The sequence below is a fragment of the Roseateles sp. genome, assembly GCF_039595595.1.
Taxonomy (GTDB): domain Bacteria; phylum Pseudomonadota; class Gammaproteobacteria; order Burkholderiales; family Burkholderiaceae_C; genus Roseateles.
The window spans coordinates 1-12479 of sequence record NZ_JBCNLG010000015.1 but is presented as its reverse complement, the minus strand read 5'-3'; the positions used below and the strand labels follow the sequence as shown (position 1 = coordinate 12479).

At 66.6% G+C, this 12479-nt stretch carries 9 protein-coding genes and 1 pseudogene; 3 read left to right on the top strand and 7 right to left on the bottom strand.

Translation table 11 applies throughout. From position 1 onward, the window contains the following. The first annotated feature begins 203 nt into the window (after positions 1-203). The 3 genes from ABDW61_RS17355 (at position 204) to ABDW61_RS17345 (ending at position 5215) form a co-directional block, all read left to right on the top strand. Positions 204-821, top strand: a complete 618-nt coding sequence (locus ABDW61_RS17355; RefSeq protein ID WP_343640415.1) for a hypothetical protein — start codon at positions 204-206, stop codon at positions 819-821. Continuing rightward, positions 818-1660 carry a hypothetical protein gene (locus tag ABDW61_RS17350; RefSeq protein WP_343640414.1) on the top strand — a complete coding sequence of 281 codons (843 nt, stop codon included), beginning with the start codon at positions 818-820 and terminating at the stop codon, positions 1658-1660. Before ABDW61_RS17355 ends, ABDW61_RS17350 begins: the two co-directional genes overlap by 4 nt. A 165-nt stretch (positions 1661-1825) precedes the next feature. Further along, complete coding sequence (locus ABDW61_RS17345) at positions 1826-5215, top strand: amidohydrolase family protein (protein ID WP_343640412.1); 3390 nt, start codon at positions 1826-1828, stop codon at positions 5213-5215. A gap of 44 nt (positions 5216-5259) precedes the next feature. Here ABDW61_RS17345 and ABDW61_RS17340 read toward each other — a convergent pair whose 3' ends face one another. From ABDW61_RS17340 to ABDW61_RS17310, 7 genes and pseudogenes are all read right to left on the bottom strand, one after another. Continuing rightward, entirely contained in the window at positions 5260-6012 is a 753-nt protein-coding gene (locus ABDW61_RS17340; RefSeq protein WP_343640411.1) for a class I SAM-dependent methyltransferase, read from the bottom strand. A gap of 10 nt (positions 6013-6022) precedes the next feature. Continuing rightward, positions 6023-7231, bottom strand: coding sequence for a nucleotide disphospho-sugar-binding domain-containing protein (locus tag ABDW61_RS17335; RefSeq protein WP_343640410.1), 1209 nt, complete (start codon positions 7229-7231; stop codon positions 6023-6025). Between the two features lie 55 nt (positions 7232-7286). Continuing rightward, on the bottom strand, positions 7287-9509 hold the full coding sequence (locus tag ABDW61_RS17330) for an Ig-like domain-containing protein (protein ID WP_343640408.1): 2223 nt from the start codon (positions 9507-9509) through the stop codon (positions 7287-7289). A 138-nt stretch (positions 9510-9647) separates the two neighbouring features. After that, complete coding sequence (dut, locus tag ABDW61_RS17325) at positions 9648-10097, bottom strand: dUTP diphosphatase (protein WP_343640406.1); 450 nt, start codon at positions 10095-10097, stop codon at positions 9648-9650. Positions 10098-10145: 48 nt separating this feature from the next. Then, positions 10146-11375: a bifunctional phosphopantothenoylcysteine decarboxylase/phosphopantothenate--cysteine ligase CoaBC gene (gene coaBC / locus ABDW61_RS17320; protein ID WP_343640404.1), complete on the bottom strand. Its 1230-nt coding sequence runs from the start codon at positions 11373-11375 to the stop codon at positions 10146-10148. A 38-nt stretch (positions 11376-11413) separates the two neighbouring features. After that, positions 11414-12175, bottom strand: a complete 762-nt coding sequence (gene trmB, locus ABDW61_RS17315) for a tRNA (guanosine(46)-N7)-methyltransferase TrmB (protein ID WP_343640402.1) — start codon at positions 12173-12175, stop codon at positions 11414-11416. 195 nt (positions 12176-12370) lie between these two features. Continuing rightward, positions 12371-12479: pseudogene (locus ABDW61_RS17310) on the bottom strand (IS110 family transposase); the annotation flags it as partial.

Genomic DNA, 12479 nt, shown 5'->3' with positions numbered 1-12479 from the left:
GATCTATCGACTAGAAGCGGGTCAGGAATCCTCCGTGAGCTCGCTCATGTGCGTCACGCGAGCGCTCGGGCTGCGCTCCGTCCGAAAAAGACACTCTACATACCTCCCAACCGCGGGAAACCCCCTAGTATCTAAGCGCTCGGAGCACTACCAAGGGCGGCGCGCTCAACGTTTTGAGCGACAGCTATCCTTCGGAGGTGCGAGTGAAGACTGAACTCCTTTGTGGAAAAGCGCTGGCCATTCTTTTGACGTTTTGTCTGCTGGCCCCTCCTGCGCGATCAGATCCAGCAGAGAATCGCCAGCCAGAATGCCAACGCGAAGCAGCCGTGTATGACAATCTCAATTACATGCTCGGCGTTCGTAAAGTGCCTATCGGCCCCGTGATCGTTCGAGCCGCCGATATGCGCGATCCTCGCTACCCGGGCAGCGAAGGTTGGGAGAAGTACGAATTCACCGAATACCAAAATGATTGGAGCCGTGCAAACGAAGCCACCGAGCAAGAATACAAATACGTCATCCACTACCTCTTCAACAAGGTGACCGGTGCATGGGCTCAGATGAAATTGAAGAACTCATATCAGGAAGGTTGTACCGGCAAGACGATCCCCCGGCGCACGGCCAATTCCGGAAGCGGCGGAAGCAATTCAGGGGGCGACGGAGAGTCCGGTTCGAGAGATGGGACGAACGCTTGCTCCGCTGGCTCGGTCACTCGGGAAAACACGTGGGTCCGTTGGGAAGCTTGCGGCGGCGGAAGCTGTGAGACTGGCTCCGGATACGTCGGCGGCGATATCATCTCGATGGAGGCGGGGAGTTGCGGATGAGAAAATTAATCTACGGCATCCTCTTGCTTGGCACCATCGCGGTAACGGCGGGATATTTCGCTGCTGATCGCAACGCCGACACGAATATTCCTAAAACCAGGCCGGATGTCAGCGCTCAATATTATGAAGCGCCGCCAACTGGTGCCGCATCGGCACAATCCCGGGAAAAGCCAATTCCCAAGATCCCAATCCAAAACTCCAGCATGGAAAGTCCGGAAAATAAGCGATTCCAGGAGCAAAAAGCCGCCGCCGACCGGTGGCTGCCTCAGGCATTTTCCGAGCCGCAGAAAATACTGGACAGGGCCCGCAAGGGAGAATCCGGGGTCTCGGCTGCTGCCTTCCTCGCTGTCGCCAATCGGGCGCCAAGCCTCTGGGGCACTCCGTCCCATTCGGCCGACGACTGGATTCCCAACCGGATTCAGTCATTCGACTGGCTCGACAAAGCCGCCAGGAATGGTGATTTCTACGCCATGTGGCTCTACGGTGGCCAGGCAGAGGTGCTCTTTTCTCAAGCCCCCGACCTCTCCGACGCCGACCGACAAGCCATCGAGTCAAAGGCGCGCGGCCATCTCTTCTCGCTGATTTCGAGTGGCGTCCTCGAAGCGTTTCCGACAACGGCCGGCTATTACTTCGACGGAACACTCGGCAAAAGAGACCTTGCGATGGCACTGGTGGTCGCGGAGCTCTACGTAGATATGGGAGGCCCCGCAGAAAATATGGCGATGATTAGGTCGGATATCCTCCGAGCCGCGACGACAAGCGATATCGCCGAGTCAAAAAGGCTTCTGGAGATACTGAAAAAAGACCCGCTGGCTCCAACGATCGGAGTCCGAATCTGATAGCGGGCCCACCCTGGTCATACCTGCTACCAGCAGATTGATCCAAACCGGACACAGCCATCGGCGCGTTCCTCGCACCGCCATTCGTCACGCCCTCGCAAACCCTCCCGGGTTGGCCCGGGGCCGCCGAATATGCTCCCGGCACTCTTCATCCCAGGGTGCCCCATGCCGACCAAGACGCTCACGAAGCCGACCTCGCTCCCCAGCCTCTTCACCGTCACGCCCGCCCGCGCGGGCGTGATCGCTTTCGGTCTCGCGCTGCAGGCTGCGGCGTTCGCCGCCGACGCCCCCGTCCCCACTCCCACCGCTGCGCCCGCGCCCGCCGCCTCGGCCTCCGCTCCCAAGTGGGACGTCAACCAGCCCCCCGGCGACAAGAAGACCGCCACGCTCGACGTCCGCTCCGGCACCTGGATGTCCGTCGACGTCAGCCCCGATGGCAAGCGCGTCGTCTTCGACCTGCTCGGCGACCTCTACGTGATGCCCATCGACGGCGGCGAAGCCAAGGCCCTCACCCATTCCATCGCCTGGGAGATGCAGCCCCGCTTCTCCCCCGACGGCAAGCAGATCGCCTACGTCTCCGACGCCGGCGGCGGCGACAACATCTGGGTCATGGATGCCGACGGTGCCAACGCCCGCGCCCTCACCACCGAAGACTTCCGCCTGCTCAACAACCCCGTCTGGCACCCCAGCGGCAAGTACATCGCCGCCCGCAAGCACTTCACCGGCACGCGCTCGCTGGGCAGCGGCGAGATCTGGCTCTATCACCTGGACGGCGGCAAGGGTCAGCAGCTCAACGAGAAGCCGAACTGGCAGAAGGACCTCGGCGAGCCCGCGCTCTCGCCCGACGGCAAATACCTCTACTACTCGCAGGACAGCACCCCGGGCCGCCAGTTCGAATACAACAAGGACAGCAATGGCGAGATCTTCCGCATCTATCGCCAGGACCTGACCGACGGCACCACCGAGCCCTTCGTCACCGGCGCCGGCGGCGCGATCCGCCCCACGCCCTCGCCCGACGGCAAGTACCTGGCCTTCATCCGCCGCCTGCGCGACGCCTCGGGCAGCCGCACCGCCCTCTTCCTCAAGGACCTCAAGACCGGCCGCGAGTTCCCCGCCTGGACCGGCATGGAACGCGACCTCCAGGAGTCCTGGTCCGTCCACGGCGTCTACCCCGGCATCGCCTGGATGCCCGATGGCAAGCAGGTCGTCGCCTGGGCCCAGGGCAAGCTCTGGCGCATCGATCCGTTCAAGGCCTCCGCCGCCGAGATCCCCTTCCACGTGAAGGACGAACGCCAGGTCTCCCCCGCCGTCCGCTTCGCGCATGAGGTGGCGCCAGCGCGCTTCGACTCGAAGATGCTGCGCTGGGTGAAGGTCTCGCCCGATGGCCGCCGCGTCGTGTTCTCGTCCGCGGGCTACCTCTACGCGAGCGAGCTGCGCGATGGCCAGCCCATCGGCGAAGCGAAGCGCCTGACCGCGCAGACCGATCGCTTCGAATACTTCCCCTCGTTCTCGCGCGATGGACGCCAGCTCGTCTACGTCAGCTGGAACGATGCCGAGCAAGGCCGCGTCCGCACGCTCGACCTTGCAAGCGGCCGCGACACCGTCGTCACGCCCGAGCCCGGCAAGTACCTGTCGCCGGCGTTCTCACCCGATGGCAAGGCCATCGCGTATCAGAAGGCCAAGGGCGGCTACCTGACCTCGCCCTGGAACAGCCTGGAACCCGGCATCTACGTCGCCTCGGCCGATGGCAAGGGCCAGCCGCGCCGCGTCACCAAGGACGGCGAGGCGCCGCAGTTCGGCGCCGACAACGACACGCTCTATGTCACCCGCCGCCAGCAGACCGGCGAGGTCGACAGCAACCACCAGCTCATCCGCCTGAGCCTGGCGGAGCACAGCGAGCTCGCCGTCGCCAAGAGCGAATTCGCGACGCGCTTCACCGTGTCCCCCGATGGCCAGTGGCTGGGCTTCACCGAGCGCTTCCACACCTACGTCACGCCGCTCGCACCAGCCGGCAAGCTCCAGACCGTCGGCCCCAAGGCCGACGCGATGCCGGTCAGGAAGCTCGACGTCAACGCGGGCGACGACCTCGACTGGTCCGGCGACGGCAAGTCGCGGCCCTATGCGCTGCATTACGCGCTCGGCAACGAGCTCTTCACCGTGCCGCTGGCGCAGGCGCTGCAGCCCGGCTTCAAGCCGGCCGAGCGCGGCGCGCCGATCACGCTGACGCTGACCGCCGACAAGCCCAAGGGCCGCATCGCGATCGTCGGCGCGCGCATCGTCACGATGAACGCGAGCAAGCCCGACGAGGTCATCGAGGACGGCGCCATCCTGGTTGACGGCGACCGCATCGCCGCCATCGGGCCGCGCGCGTCGGTGGCCATCCCCGCCGGCACGCAGACCATCCAGGCCAGCGGCAAGACCGTGATCCCCGGCCTCATCGACGCGCACTGGCACGGCACCATGGCCGAGAGCGAAATCATTCCGCAGCAGAGCTGGGTCAACTACGCGTCGCTGGCGTTCGGGCTCACGACGCTGCATGACCCGTCCAACCGCACCAGCGACATCTACACGCAGTCCGAGATGCAGCGCACCGGCCGCGTCGTGGGACCGCGGATCTTCTCGACCGGCACGGTGCTGTACGGCGCCAAGGCCGACTTCAGCGCGGTGATCAACAGCCTGGAGGACGCGCGGACGCATCTGAAGCGGCTGAAGTCGGCCGGCGCGATCAGCGTCAAGAGCTACAACCAGCCGCGCCGCGATCAGCGCCAGCAGGTGCTCGAGGCCGCGCGCGAGACGCAGATGATGGTCGTGCCCGAGGGCGGCTCGCTGTTCCAGATGAACATGAGCATGGTCATCGACGGCCACACCGGCATCGAGCACGCGCTGCCCGTGGCCAAGGTCTACGACGACGTGAAGCAGCTCTGGCCGCAGACGCAGGTGGGCTACACGCCGACGCTGAACGTGGCCTATGGCGGCCTCGACGGCGAGCACTACTGGTACGCGCGCACCGACGTGTGGCGCCATCCGATCCTCAGCCAGTTCGTGCCCAAGGCGGTGCTGGAGCCGCGCAGCGTGCGCCGCGAGACGGCACCGGAGGAGGACTTCAACGTGATCCAGGTCGCCAGGACCGCCACCGAACTGCAGCGCGCCGGCGTGCCGGTGAACATCGGCGCGCACGGGCAGCGCGAAGGGCTCGGGGCCCACTGGGAGATGTGGATGATGGGCATGGGCGGCATGACCCCGCTCGAGGCGATCCGCACCGCGACGCTGAACCCGGCGCGCTACCTGGGACTGGACAAGGACATCGGCTCGCTCGAGACGGGCAAGCTCGCGGATCTGGTGATCGTCGACGGGGACCTGCTCAAGGACATCCGGCAGAGCGACCGCATCTCACAGGTCATGCAGGGCGGCAAGGTCTTCGACATCCCGTCGATGAACGAAGTCTGGCCGGCGAAGAAGGCGCGCAAGCCGTTCTTCTTCGACGGCGTGAATGCGAGCGCGCCGGTGGATGCGGCGGCTGCGGGCGTCGAAGAGGGGCATGGGCACGGGGATTGAACGACGGAAGGGGCGCCGGGACGCCCCTTCCTCACCCGGCCCTGTCATTCCAGGCCAGCGCCACCGCGCTGCGCGAGCAGCGCTTGACAGCGGCTCAGCGCCCGCATCATGCCCAAATATAGCCAGGGGTGCACGCAGTCAACGAATCCTGCGTCCTCGATCGGCCTCTGGCCCGCCTGTTGAAGCGCCCGCCAAAGGGCATGCTCCTTCCGGACGTACAAGAACGTGTTCTGCCGATACCACGGCTCAACGGCCTCATCGGCCCAGAACCGCGGACGAAACAGATCGAAGAGGTCGAAGCCCCGTTCGGCGAACTTTCGCGCCCAGAAACTATGGGGCCGGGTGTTGACATGATGTTGGCCGGGTTGACCGGTGAAGGCCGCACCGAACAGCAACGCGCCTCCATGAGCGGCCAGCGTGTCCACGAAGCGATCCGACGCACAAGCCGGCAAATGCTCCGCCACTTCCAGCGAAATCACCAAGTCGAAATCGGCGTGGGGCGTGAGGGGGGCCTGGAGATCCGCTTGGCGGAACTCGATGCGCGGGTCCAGCATCATGTCCTGGCGAACCCAGCCTCCATCCACGCCCACCAGCTCGCGAACGCCATGCTCGCCGCATACCGCCAGCCACGCCCCTCTTCCACAACCGAGATCGACGACGCGCTCTGGTCGCCAGAAACTGAACAGGTGATCGAGATACCGCCGAGCCGAGGACAGACTGCCAGCGACCTGACGGGCGTAGAAATCGCCGTCGTACGGCTCGGACGTGCTCAATGCCTGACTCTGGCGCTGGTCCATCTTGCTTCCCTCAGTGCAACCGCAGCAGCCCCAGCGCCGCCTCGGCGATCGCCTCGATCTGCGCCTGCTGATCGAAGGTCGCATGCCGCTCGGCGAAGGCGCGCGCCTGTGCGGCGAAGGCGGGCTCGTGCAGCAGCCGCCGCACGGCCGTCGTCAATGGGCCGGGGCCCTTCATGCCATTGGCGTCGATCGCCGCGCCGCTGCGCGCGACCTGCGCCGCCATCAGCGCCTGCTCCAGGTGCATCGGCAGCATCAGCACCGGCACGCCGGCCATCAGGCCCTGCACGACGGTCGCCTCGCCGGCATGCGTGACCATCAGCCGACAGTCCTTCATCGCCGCAGCGACGTCCACCGGCGCCTTCGCGTAGCGGATCAGCGGCGAACTCACGGGAGGTGCCCGTCCCGCAGCCACCTCGGGCATGTAGCACAAGGTTTGGCATCCCGCCGCGACCAGCGCCCGGAGCGCGTCGGCGCTGGCCAGGTGCCCGGCCTTCAGATAGGCGAAGGCGCGGGGGCCGTCTCCGTCGTTCCACGCGGGCGGCTCGCCGCCCCGGGTCATGAAGCTCGGCCCCAGCCATCGCTGTCCGGGCGGCAGCGCGCCGCGGCCGTAGTGGTCGAGCTCCGGCCATGTGCACAGCAGCGGCGCATCGCCGCGGAACAGCGTCGATACGCGCGCCAGTGGCGCGCGCCCAGCCGCGTCCAGTACCGCGTTGACGGTCGTGAGCACTCGCGCGTCCGCCTGCTGCAGCCGCTGCGCAGACACGGCCGCGCCGGTCAGGAAGGACGGCATCGGATGCGCATCCGGCGGCATGTAGAAGCCGAGTCCCACCGTGATCGACGGCAAGCCGAGCACGCGCGCCGCCAGCACCGCCGTGGGCGCGTAGTCGCCGATCACCGCGTCCGCGCCGATCGTCTCCAACGCCGAGGTCCAGCCGCCCACCAGACCGGACAGCGTGGCGGCGAGCAGGTAACCCTGACCGAGCAGGATCTCCGGCAAGCTCACCCGCGGATCCGGCAGACCGGCGACGTGGTGCAGCCAGACCGGCGCCTGCAGCGCCGGCAGTCCCAGCTCCCGCAACAGCCCGCCCGACTGGACCAGGTCCCGCACCATCAATACGCAACGATGGCCGCGCGCCTCCAGGGCTTTCGCGATCGGGACCAGCCGCCCCACGTGACCCAGCCCTGCCCCGAGCTCCCAGCACAACACGAACGTCTTCACGCCGAGGACTTTCCCCGCCTGAACACCTGCGCATCGCGGGCATGGGCACGGAGATTCATCCTGGAAATATCGAATCGGACGGGGGAACCATCAAGCCCGGCTTGCCCGCGTCAGGCGGAGCGAAAACAAAGTAAAACTCGGGCGCGTATGGCGACCTGTTACCCGCGATGTCCGTTTGGATGACTCCACTCAGTCCAACTTCGCCCCCCGGCAGCTTGCCAACGAAGGAGACTTCTGCTGTGGGGCTGGAGCCGGGACCGGGTGTGCCGCCGTACATGTACCAATTCGCCACAGCCCCCTCTTCATATCCGTCGAACACGATCACCGGCTCCGAGGTGACCGGACGATTCTCCCGGTCCCGGGAGTCGACGGACTTCAACCTGGGGAGGAGCTTACCGGCGTGGGTGTCGAGGACAAAGGAGAACGTCGACACGCCGCTTTCTCCGTCTTCGTCCTTTTGCCTGACCCACACCGTCTTCCTGCCGTCGGCGCCCAGCTCGCCTGACGCGATCTCGTCCCCGGCACCGGCTGTCCAATGCTTGCCTTCGTCCAGGCTGTACCGCCAGCTCGCGCCCTCCTTGAGGCCGGAGACGATCAGCGTGCCGTCCTTGGTCACGCCATCGCGCCCGTAAGCCTCGTCCTCGAGCAGGAATTCCTTCGCCGCCCGGTCGTACTTCATGCGCCCGGTATCGCTCTTCAAGGACAGGGTCGGCGCGCCGGTGTCAATCAAACCCGGCTTGCCCGCGTCAGGCGGAGCGATAACAAAGTAAAACTCTGGCGTGCCTGGCGAGCTGTTACCCGCGATGTCCGTTTGGATGACGTCATTCAGTCGAACTCTGCCCGACGGCACGTCGCCAACGAAGGAGAATTCAGCCGCGTGGCTGGAGCCGCTAGGGCGCCCTTCCCAGGGCTTGCCGCCGTACATCTTCCAACTTGCCACAGCCCCCTCTTCAAATCCGTCGAACACGATCACCGGCTCCGAGGTGACCGCATGATTCTCCCGGTCCCAGGAGTCGACGGATTTCAACCTTGGGACGACGCGATCCGCGTGGGTGTCGAGGACGAAGGAGAACGTCGACACACCGCTCTCCTCACCGGCAACGGCTTGGCTGACCCACACCGTCTTCCTGCCGTCGGCGCCCAACTCGCGTGACTCGATCTCGTTCCCGGCACCGGCTGTCCAATGCTTGCCCTCGTCCAGGCTGTACCGCCAACTCGCGCCCTCCTTGAGGCCGGAGACGATCAGCGTGCCGTCCTTGGTCACGCCATCGCGCCCGTAAGCCTCGTCCTCGAGCACGTCTTCATCCGCCGCCTCGTCGTACTTCATGCGCCCGGTATCGCTCTTCAAGGACAGGGTCGGCGCGCCGGTGTCAAGCGTGAATGTCAACGACGTCGCCTCGCTGACATGCCCCGCCCGATCGGTCTGGACCACTTGCACCGTGTGGGCGCCATCGAATCTGATGTCCGAGATCTCCGACCCGAGGCCATCCCGCCAGGTCTTGCCGTCATCCAGGCTGTAGCGCCATGTGGCGTCCTGCTCCAGTCCCGAGACCGTGATCGTCGAGTCGCTCGTGATGCCGTCCGTGGCGCTGACGCCGGTGTCGTGCTTCAACGCGACGGTGGGGCGAGCAGGCGGCGAGGTGTCGACTTCGACCGGCAACACGAACTTCGGATCAACCGTGGGTTCGATCTTCGGATCAACCGTGGGTTCGATCTTCGGATCAACCGTGGGTTCGATCTTCAGATCAACCTTGGATTCGATCTTCAGATCAACCTCGGGTTCGATCTTCGGCTCGGTCTTCGGCTCGACGACGCCCGGCCGGTTGGCTCCGGGGACCTTCGCATCCGTCTCCTCCACCGGGTCGAGCGACTTCGTCGTCGAAGTCACAGGCTGCGAGACCGAAGGTTCCGGGCGCCCCGGGATCGACGTTCCAACGGCGGGCAACAGGGCGTTCGTTGCGACGGCTGCGGTGGCCGGGACCACTTCCCCACCTCCTGAGCCGCCGCCACGCAGTCCCGCTGCGGCCGCGCCGACGACGCCCAGGCCCGCCAGGCCGATCAAGCCCTCGATCGCCTCAAGACCTCGGCCATCAGGCTCGAGACCTCGGCCATCGGGCTCGACGTCCGCCCCATCCTTATGCGGGGATGCCTGCGCGGCACTGTCCCCCGCGTCTGCCACCACGGCCACATCCTCCCCGCTGTCCGCCGACTTGCGCTTGCGCACCTGCTTGGCGCGTTGGGAGGGCGGGTTCACTGCTTGGCGTTCTGACATCGACATCGGATCTCAACGATTGGAAAGTCGATGAGTTTGTCGATGAGCACGTCATCCGGCACTCGCTTGAAACGGATCTCCGTCGGCACGGCCATGGCCCATCTTGAACAGACCGGCCCATGGAGAAGGGAGCCGTGTTCGGGGTCAGGCCTTGCCCGTCGACCCGAACCCGCCCTCGCCGCGCGAGGACGCGTCGAAATCGTCGACGACGCGGAAGGTCGGCTGCACCACCGGAACGATCACCATCTGCGCGATGCGTTCCATCGGCTGGATCGTGAACACGTCCTTGCCGCGGTTCCACACGCTGACCATCAGCTGGCCCTGGTAGTCGGAGTCGATCAGCCCCACCAGATTGCCCAGCACCACGCCGTGCTTGTGACCCAGGCCCGAGCGCGGCAGGATCATCGCGGCCAGGCCCGCGTCGCCGATGTGGATCGCCAGGCCCGTGGGCACCAGCACGGTGTCGCCGGGCGCCAGCGTGATCGCCTCGTCCAGGCAGGCGCGCAGGTCCAGGCCGGCGCTGCCGGCCGTCGCGTAGGCGGGGAGCTGCTCGGCCATGCGGCGGTCGAGCACCTTCAGATCGATGGTGGTCATGGAATCAGTCGAAAGAGGAATCGGGATGTCTGAAGGCCGGCGCCGGGCTCAGGCGCCGTAGGTCGTCAGCCGCTGCGCGATCTCGCGCACCAGCTCGCGGGCCAGCGTCAGCTTGTCGGCGCGCGAGAGCTCGCGTTCGCCGCGCGCGTCGACCAGCGTCAGCGCGTTGTCGTCCTGACCAAAGGCCGCCGGGCCGACGTTGGCCACGATCAGCGGCACGTTCTTGCGCTGGAGCTTCTCGCGCGCATGCTTGATCAGGTCCTGGCTCTCCGCCGCGAAACCCACGCACAGCGGCGGATGCGGCAACGCGGCGACCGTCGCCAGGATGTCGGGGTTCTCCGCCAGCGTCAGCTCGGGCGCGACCGCCTCGCCGGCCTTGGCGTTCTTCTTGATCTTGTGTTCGGCCGTCTGCGCCGGACGCCAGTCCGCCACCGCCGCCGTCGCCACGAACACCTGGTGCGTCGCCGCCCGCGGCAACACGGCGTCGAGCATCTCGCGCGCGCTCTGCACGTCGATGCGCGTCACGCCCAGCGGCGTCGGCAGGTGCACCGGGCCGGCCACCAGCGTGACCTCGGCTCCGGCCTCCGCGGCGGCGCGCGCGATCGCGAAGCCCATCTTGCCGCTCGAGCGGTTCGTGATCCCGCGCACCGGATCGATGGCCTCGTAGGTCGGGCCCGCCGTGATCAGCAGCTTGCGCCCCGCCAGCACCTTCGGCTGGAAATGCGCGATCACGTGCTCGAGCAGTTGCTGCGGCTCCAGCATGCGGCCGTCGCCGACCTCGCCGCAGGCCTGGTCGCCGCTGCCCACGCCCAGCACGCGCGCGCCATCGGCCTGCACCTGCGCCAGGTTGCGCTGCGTCGCGGGGTGGGCCCACATCTCGCGGTTCATCGCCGGCGCGAGCAGCAGCGCGCAGCGCTGCGCCGGGCGCGCCAGCGCCGTCAGCGACAGCAACTCGTCCGCGCGCCCCTGTGCCAGCTTGGCGATCATGTCGGCACTCGCCGGCGCGATCAGCATCACGTCCGCCTCGCGCGTCAGGTTGATGTGCGCCATGTTGTTCTCGGGGCGCGCATCCCACTGGCTGGTGAACACCGGCCGGTTCGACAGCGCCTGCATCGTCACCGGCGTGATGAAGGCCTCGGCGGCCTCGGTCATCACGACCTGCACCGTCGCGCCAGCCTTCACCAGCAGCCGGGTCAGCTCGGCGATCTTGTAGCAGGCAATGCCGCCGGACAGGCCCAGCAGCACATGCCGACCGGCGAGGGAGTTGGATTCGGACATGGGGCGGAACTCTACCAGCGCGGCTGCGCAAGCGCGGCTCAGCCCTTGCGCTTGAACACCAGGTCCCAGACGCCATGGCCCAGCTTCAGGCCGCGGTGTTCGAACTTGGTCAGCGGACGGTATTCGGGCTTGTCGGCGTAGCCGTCGGGGCGGGTCGAGGCGTTGACCAGGTCCGGATCGGCGGACAGCACCTCGAGCATCTGCTGCGCGTAGGGCTCCCAGTCGGTGGCCAGATGCAGGTAGCCGCCCGGAGCCAGGTGCCGCACCAGCTTGGCCACGAACGGCGGCTGCACCAGGCGGCGCTTGTTGTGCCGCTTCTTGTGCCAGGGATCGGGGAAGTAGATGTGCACGCCGGCCAGCGAGGCCTTCGGGATCATGCTGTCCAGCACTTCGACGGCGTCGTGCTGGAAGATGCGGATGTTGGGGATGTCCTGCTCGCCGATCAGCTTCAGCAAGGCGCCGACGCCGGGCTCGTGGACCTCGCAGCCGATGAAGTCGACATCGGGCAGCGTGCGGGCGATCTGCGCGGTCGGGCCGCCCATGCCGAAGCCGATCTCGAACACCACCGGAGCCTTGCGGCCGAAGACGGTTTCGTAGTCGAGCGCCTCGGGCTTGAACGGCAGCACGAACTTCGGGCCCAGTTCCGCGAGCGCCTTGATCTGCCCCGTGCCCATGCGGCCCGCGCGCACGACGAAGCTGCGGATGCGGGCGCGCGGGTGCGCCGCGCTCTCGCCTGCGGGCGAATCGCCAGCGTCGTCGCTGTCGATGGGATCGTCGATGGGGGCGATGGAATCGGACATGTCGGGAATCAGGGAACGAGGGGCGGGATTCTATCGGCCGGCATTGATGTACTTCGAAGACCCCTCTCCCCTGCCCTCTCCCCGCAAGCGGGGCGAGGGAGTTGAATTCGTTCCCTCGCCGGAATCATTCCCTCACCGGAATCGTTCCCTCGCCGGGCTCATTCCCTCGCCCCCGCGAGGGGGAGAGCAACCGTGTCAAGCGCTCTCGATTTGCCTCCATGGTTGACCGGACTTGAGGATGGCGTTGAGGATGATCAGCAGCTTGCGCATGCACGCGGTCATGGCGACCTTGTAGGCCTTTCCC